Genomic DNA, 23390 nt, shown 5'->3' on the forward strand with positions numbered 1-23390 from the left:
CTCACCGCGCGAACGTCAGCGCGACGGTATCCGGGTCGGTATGCCGCCCGAGCAGGTTCAGCAGACCCGCGAGATTCTCGCGCTGCTCCGGGTCCGCCTTCGCGGTCCCTTCGAACGTGGTCGCTTCCTGGGAGACCACGCCATTGCCCGTCAAAATCAGCGGACCTTTGCTCGTCGAAAGATCGATGGTCGCGGACGGCCCCTGCGCCTGCAACGCGACGCGATACGAACCGAGTGGCTTCACGCGCGACACGCGGGACGCCATGTCGTCGAGCGTGACGACGAACTGACCGTAGGCGTTTCGTCCGAGCACGCGCATTTCGGTCCACGAAAGCCGCACCGTGCCATCGAAGTTGAGCGTGTTGAAGGGCGCGCCGAGACCGGCGAGCAGCGTCGCGGGCACCGCAATCGCGCCCGGCGAAAGCGTCGCGCCGCGCCGCGTCGCATCGACGATCACGGCGTCCGGCATGGCTTCGGTCTGACGCATCGTCATGTGCAGGCGGCCCGTGAAGAGCGGCCAGAACGACGTCGTCCACTCGATGCGCCCCGGCAACAGCGTCGCGCCGGAGGGATCGCTGCCGGCGGCGAGCGTCAATGTCGCCGAGCCGTTCCACAGCGAGCCGGAAGGCTCGGCGAGATCGACGTGGCCGCCGGTCGCCTTCGCGAACTGCGGCGTGATCCACGCGGCGGGCAGCATCACGAGAAGCGTTCCCGCGACCGATAGCACCGCCACGACAAGCCCCGGCAGCGCGAGCCGGAGTCGGCGAGTCCAATAGCTCATTTCACCCCGGCCGGTTGCAGCGATGCCGTCAGATCGACCTGACCGTCCGGCTTCAGCGCCGTGACGTGCGCCTCGGACACCTGCACCTTGAACTGCTTGCGCGCGTCGTCGAGCCACATCGTCCAGTTCGGAAAGGACGCGTTCTTCAACTGAATCTGCACGGCCGCGCCGATCACCTGAATCTGCGTCGGCTGCATGCCGTTGTCCGCGAGCGACTTCGCGAGCGCATCGCGCAACGCGCCGCCCGTCGGCGTCGCGCCTTCGGCGCTTCCGGCAAGCGAGCGCGCTTCCATCGCCTGCGCGTTCATCGTCGCGAGCTGGCGCTGCATCGTCGGCAAGGTCTCGCGCAGGCGCGCGCGGCCTTCGTAGGCGGGCGCCCACAGCACGAGATAAACGAGCGCGATGCCGAGCAGCAGGCCGCCCCACATCAGCAGCGTCTTTTCGCGCGGCGTGCGCGCTTCCCAGAACTCGGAAAGCGTTGATGCGATCTGCGCTTTCATCGGCCGCTCCTGATCGTCCATTTGCCCGTGTTGGTGTCGATGGCGCCGTTCAGTCCGTTCGCCGCGAGGCGCTTGGCGAGATCGGGATCGACCTTGGTTTCCGGCTTGAAAGTGACTTCGAGACGACGGTCGCGATAGTCCAGTCCGGCGATGCCGTTCACCGGCACCGGACCGAGCGAGCGCGCGAGGCCGTCGGCCAGCGAAAGAAAGTCCGACGGCGACAGCTCGCCCGACGCCACGCGCAGACGTTCGAGATTGCGCGCCATCTGGTCGGGCGCGTCGAGGACGGCCGTCGTCTTCGGGAACGCGTTGAGCAGCAGTTCGGTCATCTGCGCATTGTTGGCGTCGCGCAGGCGTGCGAGCTGAAGCCATTGCACGTTGATCCCGATAATCGAGACGATCACCGACGCCGCCACGAGCGCGATCGGCACACGCAGACGGCGCATCGTCGCGCGGTCGAGCCGCCACGGTTGCGCGGCGAATTCGAACTGGCAGAGGTCGAAACGGCTCGCGAGCGCGTTGCGCGCGAGGGCTTCGAACGGAAGCGGCTCGGCGAACGCGACCGCCGCGTCTTTGCGCGATGCCGCGAGGCGCGGTTCGTCGCCCGGAAGATCGACGAGCGAGTAAAGCGCGAGCGGTTGATCGCCCGCGAGCGCTTCGAGCGTCGGCGCGATGGAATCGGCGGGCAGGGCGAGGCCTTCGCCCAAGGCCGCGCGTTCGCCGCGCGCAATCGCGATTTCGAAGCGCGCGCCGTTCGCGGCGGCGAGCGTCGGGGCCGGCGCCGCCGCCTCGAGCCCGCCGATGAGCGCGGGCGCCGTCGACACGACATGGCCGAGCAATCCCGCGATGAACGGCGCGGGCGGCGCTTCGGTCGCTTCTGCGGCTTCCTGCGCTTCAGCGGCTTCAGGCGCTCCGATGACGGGAACCGGCAGGCAGCGCATCGCTGGCACCGCCTTCAGATTGCGATGTCCCGCGCTCACGAACGCATCGCAGACGAAGCGGAACCATCCGCGATCGATCACCGCGACCACGCGCCGTCCATCGCCGAGCGCAATCGGATCGACGGCGATGTGACACGTCTGCGGGTCCTGGATCAACTGGTCCTCGACGACGTTCGGCAGCGCCTGGCGCAGCCTCGGCCCTTTTAGCGGCGGCAGTGCGGCGGCGAGCAGCAGCGCATCGCGGGCCGCGACGATCAGCACGGTCGCGTTGGCGCGCGGCAGAAGCCCGAGCGCGGCGCGGCCGGTGCGCTGCGTCTCGCCGCGCTTGTCGAGCAGCAGGAACGGCAGATCCGGCAGATGCCACTCCTGCGAGCGCACCGCGGGATCGCGCGGCGGTAGTAGAACGATCAGTGTGCTCAAAGGCCACTTCCTTTTGTCAGTGACATCGTCGTCAGAGCGCGTCGCGCGTATAGACGATGCGCGTGGTATGCGTCGTCGGATCGCGATAGACGAGCGTCGTGCGCTCGAGTTGCGCGCGCTCATGCTCGACGCGTCCGTGAATTACGAAATAGCGCGTCGTGACGTCGAGTTCGCTCGTATCGATCGACGTCGAGCGCACGCCCGCGCCGGTGAGCGCGAGTTGCACGTTGCCGGCGTCGTGGAAGAACACCGTCTCGCGCCGCGCCACGAACGCCTGCGCCTGCGAAAGACTCATGCCCGGCACGACGGCCGCGACCACTTCGGCGGGCGCGGTGTTCATGTTGACGGCGGTCGTCGTCGGCAGGACGGTCACGAACGGGCGCAGCTTCGCGACGGCTTCCGCCGAAAAACCCGGCACGTCGAGCAGCGAGTCCACGCTGATCATCTGCAGCGGCGCGACCGGCGCGTCGTTATCGGCGTCTTTCAGGCCGGGATCATCGGTGAAATTGCCGCCGCCCGCGCCGCCGCCGCCCTGCGCGATGGCCGCCATCGTCTCTTCCGGCGTCGTGGCGAGACTCGCGCCGTTGCCCGTCTGCGTCTGGAAACGCGTCGCGGAGCGCGAGAGGCCGGCGCGCATCTGCAAGGCGACCGTCTTCGCGAGCGCTCCGTTCAGGCCGAGCATCGTCAGAAGCCGCTGGAACGCCTGAATCTGCTCGACGTTGATCGTCAGCACGCCGGGCGTCGGCGTCGCGACCAGATTGCGCAGGTTGAACTTCGCCTGTGCGTCCTCGATCGAGCCGGACAAATACGTCGATGCGCCTTCCTGCGCGCGCACCTCGCCGATCTGCCCGAGGAAATCGGAGAGCTTCGTCTTCGCGATCGGCACGCCCCACACGCCGCCGAGATACGTGACGGTCGGCGACGTATCGGCTTCGGAACGCAAAATGAGGCGCGTCCAGTCGAGCGCGCTGCGCGAAATCCATTGCGCCTGCGCGAGCAGCCGCTGGTTCTCGATGCGTCGCACTTGCACCTGCTGGCGCCACAGCATGCCCGACACGAGAATCGCGGACAACGCGACCACCATGAGCGCGCTGATGATCGCGACGCCGCGTTGCCTCACGCTTCCGCCCGATGCACGCATCTTCATTCTCCGACGAGAAACACGCGCGTGATCGGCACGCGCAGGTTCTGCGCGCCGACCGCCACCTGAATGCCCGACACGGCGCGCGCGAGCGGCGCGTTGCCGAGCTGCGGCACCTTCAGGTTGTTGTCGTTCTGGTTGATTTGCGTGAACACGTCGGCCATGCGCGTCGTCCAGCCTTTCTGCGGAATATAGACACGCGTCGCCAGCGAGCCGACGCCGCCCATCAACGGCACGGCGCTCCAGCCATCGGCGGCATCGCCCGATGACAGCGCGCGCCGCACTTCGCCGACATTGTCGAGCGGCGGCGACGCGTATCGCACGATGCGCCCGTTCGACAGCCGATAGCGCACGACCTGCAGGCGCGGCGCCGTCGCGGGGGCGAACACACCGCGCACGATCTGCAGCGAGCCGTTGCCGAGCGATACGGCCGGCTGGCCGGCTTCGTCGTCGGTGGCGGCCTGGCGCGCGTCGATGCGCATCTGGTCGAACAATTGCGCGACCACGCGTTCGTCTTCCATCGCGTTCGTGATGGTCGCGCGGCCACGGATGATCTGATCGAGGCCGCGCCACGACAGCACGGCGATGACCGCGAGAATCGCGATGGCGATCAGCATTTCCAGCAGCGTGAAACCGCGCTGCCGCCGCGCCGCGCGCCGGGCCTCAGAGCGAGCGACTGGTTTCATTCGCCACCACCGTGACCATTTGCGCGAGATACCCGGTGCGGCCGGGCATCGTCACGAACATCTCGACGCGCCGGAAAATCGGGTTCGGCGTAGCGGAGACGCGCTCCGTGCAGACGAGCTTCAGGTTGCCCTGCGAGCAGTCGAACGTGCGCGAGCCGATGTCCGGAAAGAGGTGCGCGAGACGGATCTGCGCGAGTTCGTTGTCCGCGCTCCAGCCCGCAAGCAGGCGGCGATGCAGGTCCGCTTCGCTCGTCGCCATCGACCCGACCGCGCGCAGCGACGCGGCGAGCGCGACCGCGATGATCGCCAGCGCGACGAGCACCTCGATCATCGTGAAGCCGCTTTGTGCGAGTCGTGTAACTTGCGCGCGCATCACCTGACCTCGAAGCGGCCATTGCCGCCGCCGATGATCGTCGCGCGCCCGGCCGCCGAGACGAGCGTGATTTCCATCGGCGTGTCGATGGCTTCGGTGCCGAACACGAGCCGGCTCACCGTCTTGTCGGAATCGAGAAAGTGGATCGAGACGCCCGTCACGCCGCCTTCCCAGCGGCGCGCGCGCAAGAGATCGTCGCGCAGCGGACGCCAGCCGTCCTCCGTGCGGATGTCGAAGCGAAAGCCGCCGTCGACTGGCTGCCACGCGATCGGCCGCGCGCGCACCTGCGCTTCGTCGCCCGCGGATTCGAAGAGCAGCGCGAGCCGCTGCGCTTCCTCGTTCAGATCGGTGCGCGGATTGCGCGTGAGTTGCAGCGACGCAAGCGACACGAGCAGGCCCGCGATCACCAGCACGACGAGCATTTCGAGCAGCGTGAAACCCGCATTCCGACGCGCCGCGCTGTGCCTGCCGTGCTTCATTGCTTCCCTTTCCTTTTATTGCCACGAGCCGACGTCGGCATCGTTGCCGTCGCCGCCCGCCTTGTTGTCCGCGCCGTAGCTGAACACGTCGACTTCGCCGTGCACGCCCGGATTCAGATATTGATACTGCCCGCCCCACGGATCGGCCGGCAGGCGCTCCAGATAGCCGCCGTCCTTCCAGTTGTTCGGCACCGGTTCCGTCGTCGGCTTTTCGATGAGCGCGCGCAGACCTTGCTCCTGCGTCGGATAGCGGCCGTTGTCGAGCCGATAGAGTTTCATCGCCTGCATGATGGTGCCGATGTCCTGCTTGGCGGCCACGCGGCGCGCCTCGTCCGGACGGCTCATGATCTTCGGCACGATCAGCGCGGCGAGAATGCCGAGAATCGCGATCACGACCATGATTTCGATGAGCGTGAAGCCCCGTTGACGGCGCGCGTGGGCCTTGGTGATTTCCATGCGGCGTTGCGTCCACATTTGCATGACTACTTACCTCAGTGTTGATTTGGGCTTGAGCCCGCTATTGATTGAAGAACATGCGGCTTTCAGAACACCCGGGCCGCCGGGCATTCTATCGACCCGCTTTCATCGCGTCGTGACCGCAGTCAACGCGCGGCCGCGCGGTTCAACGGACGTAAATGGTCGGTCCCGGCGGCACCGGCGGCAGGAAGACTTCCGACTTCACGCCGTTGCGCTCGATGACGATCGACCGCGCACGCACCTCCGAGAGCTTCACGCCCTGCGTGAGCGGGCTGCCGAGCGACACCGCGCGCGCCGGCTCGCCGCCGTAGCTGACGATGGCCGCCGCGCCGCCCTGCAGCGCGAGAATGCCGAACAGATGGACGTCCGAGTTCGCCTGGCGATCGAGCTGCCCGCCGAAGATCGTCGCGGCCTGTTCGACCGACGGCGTGCGCGTCGCGGCGGCGGCGGGCGAGGGCGCCGTCTGGCGCGATGTCAGCGTGACGGCCCAGTACGTCACCGTCACGCAGAAGAGCGCGAGGGCGGCAAGCGTGAGCAGGCGGGTTTGCAGGACGTTCATTACTGCACCAGGTTATTCAGTTCGATGATCGGCAGCATCACCGCGAGCACGATCACGAGCACGATGCCGCCCATCGCGAGAATCAGCAGCGGCTCGAGCAGGCTCGTCAGGAACATCGTGCGGCGCTCGAGTTCGCGCGCTTCGCCTTCGGAGGCGCGGTCGAGCATCGTCGTGACGTCGCCTGTCGCTTCGCCCGAGCGGATCAGGTGAACCAGCACGGGGGGGAACGTCTTCGTGTTGCCGAGCGCGCGCGAGAGCGCCGAGCCTTCGCGCACGCGCACGATGGCGTCGTCGACGTTGTGGCGCATCGCGGTGTTCGAGAGCGTTTCGCCCGCCGCCTGCAGCGCGCGCAGGATCGGCACGCCGGCGGCGGTCAGAATCGCGAGCGTGCTGGCGAAGCGCACGGTGTTATAGCCGCGCACCAGCTTGCCGATGAGCGGCGCCGTCAGAAGCCAGCGGTCGAACGCCATGCGCGGTCCGGGCCGCGACAGAATGCGCCGCACGATCCACGCGATCACCGTGACGCCGAGCAGCACCGCCCACCAGTAACTGCGCACGAAGGCGGAGAGCGCCATCATCATCACGGTGAGGAAGGGCAGCGCCTGTTTTGTGCTCGCAAACACGTTCACCACTTGCGGCACGACATAGCTCAGCAGAAACGTGACGATGCCGAACGCGATGATCGTCACGATGCCCGGATACGTGAACGCGAGAATGATCTTCTGCTTCAGCGCATTGCGCTGCTCGATGTAATCCGCGAGACGCGACAGCACCAGCCCGAGCTTGCCGGTGTGCTCGCCCGCCGCGACGAGCGCGCGATAAATCTCCGGAAAGTCCTTCGGATGCTGCGCGAGCGCATTGGCGAACGAATGCCCGCCGAGCACTTCCGCGCGGATCGCGGCCATCAGTTCGCGGATGTAATCGCGCTCGGATTGCTCCGTCAGCACCGCGAGCGTTTCGCCGAGCGGCAGGCCCGCGATCAGCAGACTCGCAAGCTGGCGCGTGAGAATGGCCTGTTCGCGCTGCGACAAGCGACGCCCGAGCGAGAGCCGCTGCTGCCGTTCGCCGCGCGTGCGCGTGCCCGCCGCCTCGACGACGAGCGGCGTCAGCCCTTGCGTGCGCAAGTGGCTGCGCGCGGCGCGGGCGCTGTCGGCGTCGAGCACGCCGGTCTGCGTCTTGCCCGCCTGATCGATGGCTTCGAAGCGAAAAGCCGGCATACGCTTAGTCTCCGCCTGTCACGCGCAGCACTTCTTCGAGCGATGTCACGCCCGCGTTCAGCCAGCGGTTGCCGTCCTCGCGCAGCGTGCGCATGCCGTGCGCGCGGCCCGCCGCGAGAATCTCGGCGTCGGCGGCGTTGCGATGGATCAGCGGACGGATGGCGTCGTCGATCAGAAGCAATTCGTACACGCCGCGGCGCCCCACGTAACCCGACTGGCCGCATCGGTCGCAGCCGACCGGATGCCAGTGCTTCGCGCCGTTTTTTTCCTCGCGCTCTTCCTTGCATACCGGGCACAACTGGCGCACGAGTCGCTGCGCGAGCACGCCGAGCAGCGACGACGCCAGCAGATACGGCTCCACGCCCATGTCCGTGAGACGCGTGACGGCGGAGGCCGCGTCGTTCGTGTGCAGCGTCGCGAGCACGAGGTGGCCGGTGAGCGACGCCTGCACCGCGATCTGCGCGGTTTCGAGGTCGCGGATTTCACCGATCATGATGATGTCCGGGTCCTGACGAAGAATCGAGCGCAGCGCGCGCGCGAACGTCATGCCGATGCGCTCGTTCACCTGCGTCTGCCCGATGCCGGACAGGTCGTATTCGATCGGGTCTTCCACCGTCATGATGTTGGTGGTCGTCGTTTCGAGGCGCGACATCGACGCGTAGAGCGTGGTCGTCTTGCCGGAGCCGGTCGGGCCGGTCACGAGCACGATGCCGTGCGGCCGGCCGATCAGCTTGTCGAACTGGACGAGCGTGTCGCGCGCCATGCCGAGCGTTTCGAGGTTGAGGCGCTGCGCGTCCTTTTCCAGAAGACGCAGCACCGCGCGCTCGCCGTGACCGGTCGGCAGCGTCGAAACGCGCACATCGACGGGACGCCCGCCGACGCGCAACGTGATGCGACCGTCCTGCGGCAAACGTTTTTCGGCGATATCGAGCTGCGCCATGATCTTGATACGCGAGATCAGCGCGCCGTGCAGCGCCTTTTTCGGGCGCACGACATCTCGCAGCGTGCCATCGACGCGAAACCGCACGACGGACGCGTTCTCGAACGGCTCGATGTGAATATCCGACGCCTGCTCGCGCGCCGCCTGCGTCAAGAGCGCGTTGATCATGCGGATGATCGGCGCGTCGTCTTCCGATTCCAGCAGGTCTTCCACTTCGGGGATGTCCTGCATGAGCCGCGACAGATCGACTTCGCCTTCCACTTCGCCGACTACCTGCGCGGCGCTGCCGTCGTTACGCGCGTAGGCGGAATTGATGGCGGCGGCGAGTTCGTCGGCGGCCTTGCGCACGATCGACAGCGCGCCGAAATTGCGCGCGACTTCCGCGAGCGCGGCGTCGCTTGTGCGCTCGCTGATCCACACTTCGATGCCGTCCGCATGCTGATGCGCGAGCAGAATCTGCCCGGTGCGCGCGAAGCCGTAAGGCACGAGCCGCGCGGCGAGCGGCGATGCGGCCGTGGCCGCGCCGCTCTCGGCGTCATACGCGGTGGCCTTCGTGCTTCCGGCTGCGGCGTTCACCGTGCTCACGGTCGTGCTCCTGTCGGACTGGCGTCGAGCGGCGCGGCGCTAGGCGCATTGTTCGGCACCGCGTAATTTCTCGTCGCGGCGTTGCCCGGATACGCGTTCGTCGCGGCGTTGCTGGGCATCGCGTTGGTCGCGGCATTGCCAGGCATCGCGTTGGTCGCGCCGTTCGCGGGCGGCGGACTGACGCTTTGCGGCGCCTGCTGATACGGCTGCGGCGCGGGGCCCGCGTTCGGGTCCTGCGGCAGCGTCGTGCTCGGCACGCCGCGCGTCAGATTGTTCCAGTCGAGCAGATTCTGGGCCGGCGGGCCGCCGCCTTCGCTCGGACCGAGCGGCTTCGGCGGCATCACCGGCACGTTCTGATCCTTGATGAGGCGGTTGTCCGTCGTCGAGCCGTATTGCTGCTGACGCAGATAGTCGTAGCGCGTATTGGCGATCTGCGTGGCGGTCGCCTGATCGCGCACGATCACCGGACGCAGGAACACCATCAAGTTCGTTTTCGTGCGCGTCTTGCTCTCGCTGCGGAACAGGCTGCCGATGAACGGAATGTCGCCGAGCAGCGGAATCTTGCTGTTGTTGTTGTTGTACTGATCCTGCATCAGGCCGCCGAGCACGACGATTTCGCCGTCGTCGGCCAGAATGGTCGACTGCACCGAGCGCGTATTGATGGTCACGCCGCCCGGATCGGCCTTGGTCGTCGCATCGACGCTCGAATCTTCCTGATAAATCTGCATCTTGAGCACGCCGCCGTCGGTGATCTGCGGCTTCACGTGCAGCGTCACGCCGACGTCGCGCCGGTCGAACGTGTTGAACGCGGTCACGGACGTGGCGGCGTTCGCGGTCGGCGTGGCGTAGGAGCCCGTTACCACCGGCACGTTCTGGCCGACGACGATCTTCGCTTCCTCGTTGTCGAGCGTGATGAGGTTAGGCGTGGACAGAATGTTCGCATCGGCCGATGTCGACAGCGCCTGCAACAGACCGCCAAGGCCGAACAGATTGCCGAAGCGGTGCAGCAGGCCGATGTTCAGGCCGTTGGCGAGCAGGCCGCTCGTGGACGTCACGGACGACGGATTCTGCGCGATCGCGTTGCCTTGCAAGGTCAGGTCGAAGATGTTCGTGTTGCCCGAACCGAAGCTCGAGCTGCCGTACACCGCGTTGTTGCCGCCGTTCGAGAGCAGCAAACCTTGCCACTGGATGCCGAGATTTGCGCCCGTCGTCGCCGAAAGTTCGACGATCAGCGCTTCGATATAAACCTGCGCGCGGCGCGCGTCGAGCTGGTCGATGACCGAGCGCAGGTTGCGGTAGACCGGGTCCGCCGCGGTGATGATGAGCGAGTTCGTCGCCGAATCCGCCTGAATCATCCCGCCGCCGCTCGTGTCGTTGCCGGTGTCGTTGTCCTTGTTCGACGAGAAGCCGGTGTCGCGGTTGCCGCCCGAGCCGGACATCGGATTATTGCCGCTGCCCGAACTGCTGCTGCCGAGGCCGCCGGGCAAGGGCGGCACGCCGGACTGACCCGTGGACATCGACGAATTCCCGAGCCCGCCGCCGTTCTGCCCGAACGAGTTCGACGAATTCGAATTCGAGCTGCTGGACGAATTGTCCGAGCCGCCGCCGCCTTTGCCGAGCATCGCGCGCAGCGTCTTGGCAAGACGCGTCGCGTCGGCGTTGCGCAGCGGCACGACGTGCATGTTGCCCGGCTCGGACGTCGGCGCATCGAGCTTTTTCGCCAGCGCCTTCGCAGCGGCGAGGCGCGTGGCGCTGGAGGCGCGGAACATCAGCGAGTTGGTGCGCGCGTCGGGCGTCACCGTGACTTTCAGCGTCGCGTCCGTGCTGCCGATGCTGCCGGGATCGAGCAGCTTGTTCATCTGGTCGGCGACGTCGTTCGCGTTCGCGTTCTTGAGCTGCAGGATATCGACTTCGCGGCCCGCCGCCGTGTCGATGCCCGCGATGATGCCCGCGATGCGCCGCACGTTGTCGGCGTAATCGGTCACGACGAGCGTGTTGTTCGCGGGATAGGCGGCGATCGTGTTGTTCGGCGAGATGAGCGGGCGCAGCACCGGCAGGATGTTGTTCGCCGACTCGTTGCGCAGCGCGAACACCTGCGTGATGACCTGATCGCCGCGCGCCGCCGGCGCGTTGCCGACATACGTCGGCACGCCTTGCAGCTTGGCGTCGGCCTCGGGCACGACTTTCAGGACGCCGTGATCCTGCACGAGCGAGAAGCCCTGCATGCGCAGCGACGCCTGCAGCGTCTTGAGCGCCTGTTCCTCGGGAACCGGATTCTCGGAGACGAGGTTGAGCTGCCCCTTCACGCGGGGATCGACGATGATGGTTTTGCCGGTGGCCGCACCGATCGCCTTCGCGACCTGGTCGATATCGGCGTTGACGAAGTTCAACGTCACTTGCGCGTGCGCGGCTTGCGCGACGATGAGTCCCGCCGCCAGCAGTGCCGTCGCGGTACGACGCAGTGCCATAGGTTGTCTTTTCATGGATGTGATGTCTGAGCCGGGACTACGAAAAACCGGCTAAGGCAGCACCGTTCGTCAATCCGAGGGCGCTGCCAACCGAAGTACAGGCGCGCGTGCGCCTGGCTACGATTATTTATAAAAATGTGACGATAGCAGCTTCGTGTAACGAATTCGTACAAAGTCGTCCGACACAGATTGCCAAAAGCGGCTGCCTGCCAAAATGATTCCCACGCCCTCAAGCTTTCAGAAAACCTGCCGATAAACCGCTTGTGGCGGCCTCCAACGGACGAGCCGATGCACGCGGGAGCCGAATTGTACCTTGACTAGAATACTTTATTATTCATACGTTTAAGAATCCTCCGATAGTTCGCGGAGGTTTTCCGTTGGTCCAATTCGCGCTCTCTCCTCGACGTATGTCGGATAGCCAACTTATGGCCCGAAACGTCAGCCGGTATGATACGGGCGGTTCCGCTTGCGCGGCGCCCGCGCGATGGGTGGGTTTTCCCGATGCCGGCAGCAGCGAGACCCTTGATTTTTCTGGCGCGGGCGCCATTCGCCGCGCCGCCCGGCATGACGTTCCGCGCGCGCGGATGGAGTAGAAACAAAGATGAAGAGATTCCTGCGAATACTTGCGATGAGTTGCGGCACGATGCTCGCCGCCGCGTCCGCACACGCCGACTGCTTCGACGAAGCAGCGAAGTATCAAAAGGTCAATCCGCTCATTTTGCGCGCCATCGCCTGGCAGGAATCGCATAACAAGCCCGACGCCATCAACAAGAACGCCAACGGCTCGACCGATTACGGGCTGATGCAGATCAATTCCATCCATCTGAACACGCTGTCGCAGTACGGCATTTCGAGCGGCACGCTGATGGAGCCGTGCAAGAGCGTGTACGTCGCCGCATGGCATCTGCGGCAGAAAATGAACAAATATGGCAATTCGTGGCAGGCCGTCGGTGCTTACCATTCCGAAACGCCTGCGCTGCGCGACAAGTACTCGGCGCAGATCATCGACATCCTGCGGCGCTGGAAGCTGGTGCAAGCGACGAAGTAAATCCCCGCTTTCGAATGCAGCGCGACCCGCGCGGCGCGCGTGCGGCATTTCATGCAGAATCGTTGCTTCGAGCCAGCGCACCGCCCGGTATCGCGGTGCCCGCGCCACTTCCACTGACCGCTCGCAATGAACCAATCGTCACTGCCAGTCACCGTGCTTTCGGGTTTCACCGGCGCCGGTAAATCCACGCTTGCCGACGCGCTGCGTGCCGATGCTCATGGCGCGCGCATCGGCGTGATCCGGTGCGGCGCGGACCACGATGCGTTGCAGGCGCTCGAACAGCACGTCGCGGAACTGGCGCGGGAGACGCGCTTCGACGCAATCGTGATCGAAGCGGCGGCTACGGCGAATCCGATGGACATCGCCGAGCATCTCGCGCTCGACGACGAAGAAAGCACCGCGCATCTCGATACGTTCGTGACCGTCGTGGATGCGGCGCGCTTCATGAGCGACTACGCGTCGGCGGATTCGCTCGCGGATCGCGGCATCGTCGTCGATGACGAAACGGGCGACGAAGACAGGACGGTCGTTGAAACGCTGATCGAGCAGATCGAATTTTGCGATGTCATCGTCATCAACAAGACCGATCTCGTCGGCGAGAGCGACGTGGACCGGCTCGCGGACATTCTTCGCGCACTCAATCCGCGCGCCGTGCAGTTGCGAGCGCGGTTCGGCGTGGTGCCGCCCGCCGAAGTGCTGAACACCGGCCGCTTCGATCTCGACGCGACTGCAAGCGCTGCCGGCTGGCTCGCGATTCTCAACGACGAAGAGGCAACCGCGCGCGCCGACGATGCGTCGGGCGTCGGCCACTTCGTCTATCGGGCGCGGCGCCCGTTTCATCCGCAGCGGTTGTGGAACGTGTTGCATCAGGAATGGCCGGGCGTGTTGCGTGCCAAGGGCTTTTTTTGGCTGGCGACGCGCAGCGTCGTCGGCGGCTCGCTCTCGCAGGCGGGCGGCACGCTGCGGCATGGTCCGGCGGGCGTGTGGTGGGCGGCGCAAGACCGCAGCGAATGGCCGACCGACGATCCCGAACTGGAAGCGGAAATCGTCGCGGAATGGTTCGGCGATGCCGACGACAACAGCGTCGGCGATCGGCGGCAGGAATTGGTGCTCATCGGCACGCGTCTGGACACGGACGCGTGGCGCGTCAAGTTCGATGCCTGCCTTCTTACCGACGAAGAATGGTCGCTCGGCGCGGAGAACTCGCATCGATTCGACGATCCGTTTCCCGCCTGGGACGTCGAGGACCACGACCACGACCAAGATCACGACCACGGACCCGATTGCGGCTGCGAAACGCATTCGCATTGAAAACCGTCCGACCCGCAGCCGAAAAAAAACCCGCCGATGGCGGGTTTATCTGCGTCTTGGTCTCCGGCTTATCTCCGCCCATGCGGAAGAACCTGAGGAACAGGCGGCAAGCACGCGGTAAATGGCCGGCAATCAGTCAGCAAGCATGACAGCCGACGGCTTCTGCCCGCGCGCGCCACGAATCGCGACGACTTAGCGCTTGTTCACTGCGTCCTTGAATGCCTTGCCAGCCGTGAACTTGACGGTCTTGGCGGCCGGAATCTTGATGGATTCGCCGGTCTTGGGATTGCGGCCGGTGCGCGCTGCGCGCTTGCCCGAACCGAAGCTGCCGAAACCGATCAACTGCACTGCGTCACCTTTCGAGACAGCCTTCTTGATGACTTCGAGCAACGTGTCCAGCGTTTCGCCGGTTTGAGCTTTGCTGGCGCCAGTCTGAGCGGCTACGGCGTCGATCAATTCCTGTTTGTTCATTAAGGTTCCTTTATCGGTTTAGGTTGACACGAACAGCGCGAACGCGCCGATTATACGTGCGCAAGCCGTCCAGTCGAGTAGCGGCGGCCTTCTGGCAGGGCCGCCCGGCGATTTGGCGCGCTTTCGCGCCACGCCGTCGGCGTTGCCTCGCATGGAAGCCCTCGGGCCGCCTCAAATCGAGGCGCTTCGTATGATAGCGCAGCGCAAACCCATACAGGACAAGGGTTTCAAAGATTTACCCTTATGTAACCGGGGGTTGCGAGGGGCGCCACGACGCCAGACGGACAAATCCGTCTCATGCCGCGCGAGCCGGTCGCAAACAATGGGCTTCCGTTGGTTTTTGCCAACGCTGTCGATCGTTCCGAGCCTTGTCTGGATTGGGTTTGGCGGCGTTACAGTGCGAATCCGCATCATCATCCACATCCGACGCATGACCGAATCATCGCTTTCCCGCGAGCCGCTTTCCTCGCTTCTGGCGCCTCACGATCTGCCCGCGCGCTGGAAAGATCGGCGCGTCTTCACCTTCGTCGATACGCACGCCCGCTTCGACAGCCACGGCAGCGTGCTTGCGGCCTGGCGCGCCTGGCGTAACGACGCCGCGCGCTGCGAGCGTCTGCATCTCGTCGCGGTCGCGCCGCCGGATGCGCTCGCCGCACCGCAGCACGCCGACGAGGACGACCCGATCGCGCAGGAACTCGCCCGCGCGTGGCCGATGCCGGTCCCGGGCGTGCATCGTCTCGAATTCGAAGCGGGGCGCGTGGTGCTGACGCTTGCCATCGGCGAACCCGGCGACATGCTCGCGAAGCTGTGGCTGCGCGCCGATGCGTTCCACGTCGATGCCTCCGCCTGTCACGATTTCCGCAAGCTCTGCAAGACGCTCGCGCGCTTCGCCGGCGATGGCGCGACGCTCGACGTCACCGCAATCGCAAAAGAATCGACATGCGCCGATTGGCTGCGCGCGCTCGCGTCATCGGGATTCGAATGCAATGCCACGCGCGACGGCATCGCGGGCCGATTCGCTCCGCGCTGGCGCGTGCGCCGCCACGAACCGCCCGCGGCGTGCGTCGCGGCGACGCGCGAAGCCATCGTGATCGGCGCGGGACTTGCGGGCTGCGCGGTGACTTCGCGGCTCGCGTCGCGCGGCTGGCGCGTCACGCTCATCGAGCGCCACGCGTCGCACGCGCGCGATGCATCGGGCAATCCGGCGGGCGTGTTTCATCCGATCGTCTGGCGCGACGACAGCGTCGCCGCCCGCCTCACGCGCGCGGGCTTCCTCGACGCGCTGCGCCGATGGCACGCGCTCGAAATCGCCGGACACGATCTGCATCGCAGCCGCGCGGGACTGCTGCAGATCGCGGACACGCCCGAAGACGCCGACGCGCTCGCCGCCGCCATCGCGCGCTTCTCGTATCCGCGCGACTACGTGACGGCGATGACGCGCGCCGAAGCGTCGGATGTCGCGGGCGTCGACGTGGCGCGCGGCGGCTGGTTCTTTCCTCGCGGCGGCGCCATTTCGCCCGCCGCCGTGTGCGCGGCGCAACTGGCGTTGGCGGGCGAGGCGCTCATCGCGCGCATGAATGCCGATGTCGCGCGCATCGCGTTCGATGGCCGGGACTGGCACGCGATCGATGCCGGCGGCGAAACCATTGCGCGCGCGCCCGTCGTCGTGCTCGCCAATGCGCACGATGCGGCGCGTCTCGCCGATCTCCACGGCGAACCGACGCGCGGCGTGCGCGGCCAGCTCTCGATCGTGGACGCGAGCGCGCTCGACGCGCTGCGCGTGCCCGTCATCGGCGAAGGTTACGCGGTGCCGCTCGGCGCGCGGCGCACGCTCGTCGGCGCCACGTACGACATCGACGATGCGGACGCGTCCGTTCGCGAGTCCGGTCATGCGGAGAACGTGGAGCGCGTCGGCCGGATGCTGCCGGGACTCGGGCGCGCGCTCGCTTCTGCGGGGCGCGTGGCGTTTCGCTGCGTGACGAGCGATCGCATGCCGATGATCGGCCAATTGGCGGACGAAGCCGCCGCGCGGCGCGACGCGCATCGGCTGTCCGGCGCGTGGCCGCTCGATTTGCCGCGTATGCCGGGCTTGTATGGCGCATTCGCGTTCGGTTCGCGCGGACTCGTCTGGGCGACGCTCGCGGCGGAGCTGATTGCGTCGCAGATCGAAGGCGAGCCGTGGCCGATCGAGCGCGAACTGGCCGAAGCCATCGATCCGGCGCGTTTCTTCTTGCGAGCGCTACGTCACGGAGAAATCGGCGCGGCGTAGTTATTCTCGGAAATCTGTGGATAAGGCGGCGGATTCGGTCAGGAAGAGGTGTGCATTCGTTGTGCACGTAAACGGGACAACTGGCGCGTGTGGCTCGGACGGCCAAAAGTTGTTCCGGGTTAACGGCGCGGCGCGAACATGTTTACCGCGGGCTTCTCGGGTTTACAAATACTTGAAGTCAAAGGAAAAACACCTGTTATCCACAGATGGGGCGGCAGCTTGTTAACTACTACTACGTATATATACGGTAAACCTGTAAACCCCTGAAGACGACGCCATCGGGAGGGCGAGTCCGAGCTTCGCGCCGATTGTCCTTTCCGGTGCGTTGCAAACCTTCGGTCGCTTATACTTCATACGAATCATGAGCTTGCGGTCGTCTGTCCGGGCGTGGAGGTATGGCACAATCGCGCTTCTTCCTGCGTCGCGCCGTTCGCACCGCGCGCGCATCAATGGAACGGCGCTTGCAAGGCGACAGTCCGATCATCACGTCGCAACGTCGTTCACTGTTTCCGGCCAGCCTTCAGGTGAGCGCCGCGTTGCACCGCTTCCCAGCACCGATCGCATTGGCAATCGCAACAGGAATAGGACAAGCAGGCGCGACCGAACGGATCCGGGCGCGTCGTCCAATTCGTGCACGGCCGGTTCCGTGACGCCGTGTTCGTTCGATTTCGCTTTGCCCTGATGAACCTGCGCTCGTGACGGCAACGGGCCGGGCGCATGCGCGCCGCCTCGAGCGCGAGCGCTGCGCCGGTCACGCAACCGGACGTGCCCCTCTGCTGCAGCAACGAAGGAGAAGCCCATAAGATGAACTCGGCATTTTCATTTCTGCCCGCCTGGCCACTGCAAACCGACGCCATCCTGTGGGCGGGTCTCGCGCTCGTCACGGCCGGTCTCGCCGGAGAACTGCTGTGGCGCGCATGGCGGCTGCCGCGCATTACCGGCTATGCCGTGATCGGGCTGATCGCGGGCAATGCGGGGCTCGGCGTGATCGATTCGAGCGCGGCCGGCCTGTCGCGTCCGCTGCTCGATGTCGCGCTCGGGTTGCTGCTTTTCGAACTGGGCGGCCGGCTCGATCTGCGCTGGATCCGCCGAAATCCGTATCTGATACTTTCCAGCATCGCGGAAGCGACGCTCACCTTCGGTCTCGTCCTCATTGCGTTGATGCTGCTGCACGTACCGACGATGCCTTCCGTCGTGATCGCGGCCATCGCGATGGCGACCTCGCCCGCGATGGTCATTCAGCTGAAAACCGAACTGCGCGCGGAAGGCCAGGTCACGCAGCGTCTGCTTACGCTCACGGCGCTCAACAGCATGTACGCGGTGATCGTCGAAAAGCTGGCGGCGGGCGTGCTGCATCAGGAAATCTACGGCAACGCGTTCGCGACGATCCTTCAGCCGCTCTATCTGCTGATCGGCTCGCTCGTGCTGGCGTTCTTGCTCGCGCGCGCATGCAGTCTTCTTTATCGTCGCCTGAATGCGAACGATGAGCATTCCTTCGTGGCGCTTTTCGGGCTGGTTCTGCTCGCCATCGCGATTGCGCACATCTTCAAGCTCTCGACGATTCTCGCGCTGCTCGCGGCGGGCATCATCGTGAAGAACGCCGACGAGCGGCCGCAGCTCTGGCCCTCGCATTTCGGCTCGGCCGGCTGGCTTCTCACGGTGATTCTCTTCGCGCTCACGCTGACGTCGTTCGAGTGGCGCGACATCGCGCTCGGCGGGCTCGCGGCGCTCGGGCTGATCGTCGCGCGCTTCGTCGGCAAACTCGTCGGCGTGCTGATCTTCGCGAAACCGAGCGGGCTCGAATGGAAGCAGGGCGCGGCGCTCGGCGTCGCGCTCACGCCGATGTCCGCGCTCGCGTATCTCCTCGTCGACGATATGTACGTGCTTTATCCCGACTACGACCCGACCCTGCGCGCGATCATCATGTGCTCGATCGTGCTGCTGCAGATCGTGACGCCGTTCCTGGTGTACCGTAGTTTGTCGGCGGTGGGCGAACGGCGCGAATGAGCGCGCCGCTCCCGTATTGACCATCAAGAGGCGTCATGGCACTAGAACCTTTCATCAACTCCGAACCGTTCACCTTCGGCGTGGAACTGGAGATCCAGGTCGTCAATACGCACGACTACGATCTGACCAAGGCCGCGTCGGACCTCATGCGTCTCATCAAGGACGAGAAGATTCCCGGCAACATCACGCCGGAAATCACCGAGAGCATGATCGAACTGTCGACGGGCATCTGCACGACGCACGACCAGGCGCTCACCGATCTGCGCAAGATTCGCGATACGCTCGTCGCCGCGGCGGATCAACTGAACGTCGGGCTCGCGGGCGGCGGCACGCATGCGTTCCAGCAGTGGAGCGACCGGCAGATCTACGACGCGCCGCGCTTTCAGTACATCTCCGAGCTGTACGGCTATCTCGCCAAACAGTTCACCGTGTTCGGGCAGCACGTGCATATCGGCTGTCCCGATCCGAACAGCGCGCTCTTTCTGCTGCACTCGATGTCGCGCTACATCCCGCATTTCATCGCACTGTCGGCTTCGTCGCCGTACATTCAGGGCGTCGATACGGGCTTCCATTCGGCGCGTCTGAATTCGGTATTCGCGTTTCCGCTGTCGGGGCGCGCGCCGTTCGTGCTGACGTGGGACAGCTTCGAGGAGTACTTCTCGAAGATGGTCCATACGGGCGTGGTCAACAGCATGAAGGACTTCTACTGGGACATCCGTCCGAAGCCCGGCTTCGGCACCATCGAAGTCCGCGTGATGGATACGCCGCTTTCCGTCGATCGCGCGGCGGCCATTGCGTGCTACATCCAGACGCTCTCGCGTTATCTGGTGCTCGACAAACCGCTCACGCCGCAGGAAGACGACTACCTCGTCTACACGTTCAACCGCTTCGAGGCGTGCCGCTTCGGGATGGAAGGCACATGCATTCATCCGCAGACGGGCGAGCGCCGCACGATTGCCGAAGACATTCTCGCGACGCTCGATGTCCTCGCGCCCCACGCGGAAGCGCTCGGCTCGCAAGCGGCGCTCGCGCAGATCGCCGACATCGCGCGCGGCGGCATCAACGATGCAACGTGGCTGCGCGGCGTATTCGACAAGGAAAGATCGCTGCATGAAGCCGTGCGGCAGCAGTGCTTACAGTGGCGTGCTTAACGAATGCTTAAGCCGCGTTGAAGTCTCACTGAGGTCTCACTCTAAAACGACTTCTTAAGATCACCGCAGTGTTCGACGACCGAAGCCGCTTCGAAGCAATTCGAGGCGGCTTTCTCTTTGGGTCTGTATGAAATGCGTGCATGCAGCGCGGAATAAAACACGCGGGCGAACGTTTGACGGGAAACGAATGCAGCGTATCTCAAGGTTTCCGATTGACGTCCGTATACCAACGTAGTGGCGCTCGCTTCGTTCAAGGGTTGCTGTGGAGAACGCAGAAATTTTTGGTAATCAGTGCACCTTCGGCAAGCAGCAAGCGCTCAAAAGCACAGTGTTCCAGGCAGCGTGAAGCCCTGGCAGGCATCGCGAATGCGAAGACAACGAAATACGGCGCTTTTCCACGGGTTATCCACAGTTTTGCGTGGATAATTAAGGTGTACGTTTCGTCTCAGTCGCTTAGAATGGCGACTTTGCAGACGGAAGCGTTTGTAGTCGGCGAAAAACGAGCGCCACAGCAGCAGATAACAAGGCGCAGGATGAAGAGGGTTGCAATGTCCCCATTCAGGCAAAGCGAATTGGCTTGGTACGCCTGAATTTTGAGACGGCGGGGACCACGCTCCGGGAGACATCCCCAACAACGGACCACGTGAATCGGGGCGGCTTTCGGGACGAGGTGTTCGCGCTTCTGGCGAACGGGCCGTCGAAACCCATAAAGCGGAAAACAAGCGAAAGATCATGAGTGAAGGCGTTTACGGAGAGCAGGCGACGGGGCGGGTGACCCACGGCCTGCTGCGGCTGAGCACGGCGATGCGCAGCCAGGCATGGGAATGGGCGGAGGGCGCGGGGCTCACGCCGACCCAGGGTGAAATTCTCGTGCTGCTGATGCAGCGCAAGGGGCCGATGCGCCTCGGCGAGATCGCGCGTGAAACGGCGTTGACCGCGGCGACCACGAGCGATGCCGTCAGCACGCTCGAAGGCAAGGGCCTCGTCGAGAAGCGCCGCGCTATCGACGATGGCCGCGCGCTGGCTGTGCGCCTGACCGCACGCGGCCGCACGGCGGCGAAAAAAGCGCTGCAATGGCCGGACTTTCTCTCGAAGGCGGTCGGCACGCTGCGCGAAGACGAGCAGGCGACGTTCTATCGCACGCTGCTCAAGACCATTCGCCAGCTCGAAGCGCAGCAGCAGATTCCGGCGCATCGCATGTGCCTTTCGTGCACGCACTTCGAGGTCAGCAAGAACCCGAAGAAGGTGCCGCATCACTGCGCGCTGCTGCAGATCGACATGGCGGATACCGACCTGCGTCTCGACTGTTCGGTATACGAAGAAGGCGATCTCAACGAGCAGAAGAAAAGCTGGAAGATCTTCGCGCAGATCGGCTGAGCGGCACCTGCGCTGACCTGCGATGACTCGCACGGATCGGCGGCATTCCAGGCTGTAACGCGGCGGCGAGTCGGTTAGACTGTGCCCGTCGCGCCTCACCGCGAGGCGCGGCGCGTCACACGTTTGCCGTCCCGAGCCACGCGCAGTCGTCCACGGAAAGCCGCCGATGAAACACGAAGCCCTGGCGATTCGCCACGTCAATTTCGAAGATCTGGGCAGTCTCGAACTCGTTCTCGGCGACCGCGGTCATTTCGTGCGTTATCTCGACGTCGGACGCGGCCGGATCGATGCGCCGAATCCGCTCGATCCCTCGTTGCTCGTCGTGCTCGGCGGACCCATCGGCGCTTACGACGACGCGCAATACCCGCATCTCACGCCGCTTTTGTCGATGCTCGACAAGCGCATCGCGGCGGGACTTCCCACCATCGGCATCTGTCTCGGCGCTCAACTGATCGCCCGCTCGCTCGGCGCGCGCGTGTATTCGTCCGAGCGGCTGGAACTTGGCTGGTCGCCGCTCGCGTTGACGGAAGCGGGGCGCGCGTCGCCGCTGCATCATCTCGAAACCGTGCCCGTATTCCACTGGCATGGCGATACCTTCGACTTGCCCGAAGGCGCGAACCTGCTGGCCTCCACCGACGCATGCGCGCATCAGGCGTTTTCGTGGGGCGAGCATGTGCTCGCGCTGCAATGCCATGCCGAGGTACTGACCGACCGCTTCGAGAACTGGCTCGTCACGTATCCCGGCGACATCGCGAAGAGCGGCACGACCGCCGCCGCGTTGCGCGAGGCGACCGCGCGACACGGTTCCGCGCTCGAAGAAGCCGCTCGCGCCATGTTCGACGAATGGCTCGACCGTTTCCCGGACGCGTCGCGGCGAGGCTGACGCGCGCTGCACGAAGAAAATCGAGGTGCTATCCTCGTTCGCTTCTTTCTTCGCGACAGGCTTGAGACATGAGCGCGCTGTTCACTCCGGCAACCCTGCGCAGTCTGCAGATTCCCAACCGCATTCTCGTTTCACCGATGTGCCAGTACTCCGCCGAGCGAGGCGAAGCGACCGCGTGGCACATGATCCATCTCGGAAGCCTTGCGCTGTCCGGCGCGGGCATGCTGTTCATCGAGGCGACGGCTGTCGAGCCCGACGGACGCATCACGCCGGGCGATCTCGGCCTCTGGGACGACGTCACCGAAGCGGCGCTGCGCCCGGTGCTCGCCGCCATTCGCCAGTATTCGAACATCGCGGTGACCATGCAGCTCGCGCATGCCGGCCGCAAGGCATCGAGCCAGAAACCGTGGGAAGGCGGGCAGCTCATCTCCGTCGCGGATGGCGGCTGGATGACACATGCGCCATCGGCTGTCGCGCACAAGCCCGACGAAACGCCGCCGCTCGCGCTCGATACCGCCGGCCTCTTGCGCGTGAAGGAAGCGTTCGCGGCGTCCGCGAGACGCGCGGCGCGGCTCGGCATCGACGCGCTCGAAGTCCACGCGGCCCACGGCTATTTGCTGCACCAGTTCCTTTCGCCGCTCGCCAATCGCCGCACCGACGAATACGGCGGCTCGCGCGAGAACCGCATGCGCTATCCGCTCGAAATCTTCGACGCCGTGCGCGCCGCGTTTCCCGCCGATAAGCCGGTCGGCGTGCGTGTATCCGCGACGGACTGGGTCGAAGGCGGATGGGACATCGAGGACACGATCGCGTTTGCGTCGGAGTTGAAGAAGCGCGGCGTCGACTGGATCGACGTATCGTCGGGCGGCGTCTCCCCGCAGCAGAAGATTCCGCTCGAACCCGGCTACCAGGTGCCGTTCGCGAAAGCCGTCAAGGAAGCGACCGGCGTGACCACCGTCGCGGTCGGCCTCATCACGGACGCGAAGCATGCGGAAGAGATCGTCGGGAGCGGCACGGCCGACTTCGTCGCGATGGCGCGCGCCATGCTCTACGATCCACGCTGGCCGTGGCACGCGGCCGCCGAGCTGGGCGCGACCGTGAGCGCGCCGCCGCAATACTGGCGCTCGCAGCCGCGCGAGCAGAAGCATCTGTTCGGCGACATTTCGTTCGGACAACGTTGATGCAATCCGGTTGAGCCGAAAGCGGGCGCGAGTGTACGATACCGTCCTCACCGTCGAACGCGGCGCCTTCGAGGCCGCCGCGTTTTTTTTATCGCGCCGCGCCTGAAACGGGCGCGAAGGCATCC

General features: G+C 65.3%; 21 protein-coding genes. 8 read left to right on the top strand and 13 right to left on the bottom strand.

All coding sequences use genetic code 11. From position 1 onward, the window contains the following. Position 1 precedes the first annotated feature (1 nt). The 12 genes from LDZ27_RS00355 to gspD form a co-directional block, all read right to left on the bottom strand. Positions 2-781 carry a type II secretion system protein N gene (locus LDZ27_RS00355; protein ID WP_244814823.1) on the bottom strand — a complete coding sequence of 260 codons (780 nt, stop codon included), beginning with the start codon at positions 779-781 and terminating at the stop codon, positions 2-4. Then, positions 778-1281, bottom strand: coding sequence for a type II secretion system protein GspM (gspM, locus tag LDZ27_RS00360; protein WP_244814824.1), 504 nt, complete (start codon positions 1279-1281; stop codon positions 778-780). Before gspM ends, LDZ27_RS00355 begins: the two co-directional genes overlap by 4 nt. Then, the gene (gene gspL / locus LDZ27_RS00365) at positions 1278-2642 is read right to left on the bottom strand and encodes a type II secretion system protein GspL (protein ID WP_244814825.1); all 1365 of its coding nucleotides are present in this window, start codon (positions 2640-2642) and stop codon (positions 1278-1280) included. The genes gspM and gspL overlap by 4 nt, the downstream gene beginning before the upstream one ends. A gap of 31 nt (positions 2643-2673) precedes the next feature. Continuing rightward, positions 2674-3789, bottom strand: a complete 1116-nt coding sequence (gene gspK / locus LDZ27_RS00370) for a type II secretion system minor pseudopilin GspK (protein WP_244814826.1) — start codon at positions 3787-3789, stop codon at positions 2674-2676. Continuing rightward, positions 3786-4469 (bottom strand): type II secretion system protein J, encoded by a 684-nt coding sequence (locus LDZ27_RS00375; RefSeq protein WP_244814827.1) that lies wholly within the window; start codon positions 4467-4469, stop codon positions 3786-3788. Before LDZ27_RS00375 ends, gspK begins: the two co-directional genes overlap by 4 nt. Beyond that, a complete protein-coding gene (gene gspI, locus LDZ27_RS00380; protein ID WP_244814828.1) occupies positions 4447-4842 on the bottom strand; it encodes a type II secretion system minor pseudopilin GspI in 396 nt (131 codons plus the stop codon). The genes LDZ27_RS00375 and gspI overlap by 23 nt, the downstream gene beginning before the upstream one ends. Then, entirely contained in the window at positions 4842-5321 is a 480-nt protein-coding gene (locus tag LDZ27_RS00385) for a GspH/FimT family pseudopilin (RefSeq protein WP_244814829.1), read from the bottom strand. Before LDZ27_RS00385 ends, gspI begins: the two co-directional genes overlap by 1 nt. A 15-nt stretch (positions 5322-5336) precedes the next feature. Further along, on the bottom strand, positions 5337-5801 hold the full coding sequence (gene gspG, locus LDZ27_RS00390; protein WP_370653334.1) for a type II secretion system major pseudopilin GspG: 465 nt from the start codon (positions 5799-5801) through the stop codon (positions 5337-5339). 142 nt (positions 5802-5943) lie between these two features. After that, positions 5944-6357, bottom strand: a complete 414-nt coding sequence (locus tag LDZ27_RS00395) for a general secretion pathway protein GspC (protein ID WP_244814831.1) — start codon at positions 6355-6357, stop codon at positions 5944-5946. Beyond that, positions 6357-7574 (bottom strand): type II secretion system inner membrane protein GspF, encoded by a 1218-nt coding sequence (gene gspF, locus LDZ27_RS00400; RefSeq protein WP_244814832.1) that lies wholly within the window; start codon positions 7572-7574, stop codon positions 6357-6359. The genes LDZ27_RS00395 and gspF overlap by 1 nt, the downstream gene beginning before the upstream one ends. Positions 7575-7578: 4 nt before the next feature. Then, positions 7579-9090: a type II secretion system ATPase GspE gene (gene gspE, locus LDZ27_RS00405; protein WP_244816161.1), complete on the bottom strand. Its 1512-nt coding sequence runs from the start codon at positions 9088-9090 to the stop codon at positions 7579-7581. Positions 9091-9095: 5 nt separating this feature from the next. Beyond that, entirely contained in the window at positions 9096-11567 is a 2472-nt protein-coding gene (gene gspD / locus LDZ27_RS00410; RefSeq protein ID WP_244814833.1) for a type II secretion system secretin GspD, read from the bottom strand. A 601-nt stretch (positions 11568-12168) separates the two neighbouring features. Between gspD and LDZ27_RS00415 the strand changes: the two genes are divergently transcribed. Together LDZ27_RS00415 and LDZ27_RS00420 are read left to right on the top strand one after the other, a co-directional pair. Beyond that, positions 12169-12615 (top strand): lytic transglycosylase domain-containing protein, encoded by a 447-nt coding sequence (locus LDZ27_RS00415; protein WP_244814834.1) that lies wholly within the window; start codon positions 12169-12171, stop codon positions 12613-12615. Positions 12616-12741: 126 nt separating this feature from the next. Next, complete coding sequence (locus tag LDZ27_RS00420) at positions 12742-13926, top strand: GTP-binding protein (RefSeq protein WP_244814835.1); 1185 nt, start codon at positions 12742-12744, stop codon at positions 13924-13926. 192 nt (positions 13927-14118) lie between these two features. On the opposite strand, the gene LDZ27_RS00425 is transcribed toward LDZ27_RS00420, so the two are convergent. Continuing rightward, positions 14119-14397, bottom strand: a complete 279-nt coding sequence (locus tag LDZ27_RS00425) for an HU family DNA-binding protein (protein ID WP_008352404.1) — start codon at positions 14395-14397, stop codon at positions 14119-14121. A 430-nt stretch (positions 14398-14827) separates the two neighbouring features. On the opposite strand from LDZ27_RS00425, the gene mnmC reads away from it, so the two are divergent. The 6 genes from mnmC to LDZ27_RS00455 all read left to right on the top strand — a co-directional run bounded on the left by mnmC (position 14828) and on the right by LDZ27_RS00455 (position 23265). Then, the gene (gene mnmC / locus LDZ27_RS00430; RefSeq protein WP_244814836.1) at positions 14828-16666 is read left to right on the top strand and encodes a bifunctional tRNA (5-methylaminomethyl-2-thiouridine)(34)-methyltransferase MnmD/FAD-dependent 5-carboxymethylaminomethyl-2-thiouridine(34) oxidoreductase MnmC; all 1839 of its coding nucleotides are present in this window, start codon (positions 14828-14830) and stop codon (positions 16664-16666) included. A gap of 804 nt (positions 16667-17470) precedes the next feature. Continuing rightward, complete coding sequence (locus LDZ27_RS00435; RefSeq protein WP_244814837.1) at positions 17471-18673, top strand: cation:proton antiporter; 1203 nt, start codon at positions 17471-17473, stop codon at positions 18671-18673. A 35-nt stretch (positions 18674-18708) separates the two neighbouring features. Then, entirely contained in the window at positions 18709-19824 is a 1116-nt protein-coding gene (locus tag LDZ27_RS00440) for a YbdK family carboxylate-amine ligase (RefSeq protein ID WP_244814838.1), read from the top strand. A gap of 732 nt (positions 19825-20556) precedes the next feature. After that, a complete protein-coding gene (locus LDZ27_RS00445; protein ID WP_244814839.1) occupies positions 20557-21201 on the top strand; it encodes a MarR family winged helix-turn-helix transcriptional regulator in 645 nt (214 codons plus the stop codon). Positions 21202-21367: 166 nt separating this feature from the next. Next, positions 21368-22084 (top strand): glutamine amidotransferase, encoded by a 717-nt coding sequence (locus tag LDZ27_RS00450; RefSeq protein ID WP_244814840.1) that lies wholly within the window; start codon positions 21368-21370, stop codon positions 22082-22084. 68 nt (positions 22085-22152) lie between these two features. Beyond that, complete coding sequence (locus LDZ27_RS00455; RefSeq protein ID WP_244814841.1) at positions 22153-23265, top strand: NADH:flavin oxidoreductase/NADH oxidase; 1113 nt, start codon at positions 22153-22155, stop codon at positions 23263-23265. Positions 23266-23390: the final 125 nt, after the last annotated feature.

Origin of the sequence: Caballeronia sp. Lep1P3 (assembly GCF_022879595.1) — a bacterium.
Classification (GTDB): domain Bacteria; phylum Pseudomonadota; class Gammaproteobacteria; order Burkholderiales; family Burkholderiaceae; genus Caballeronia.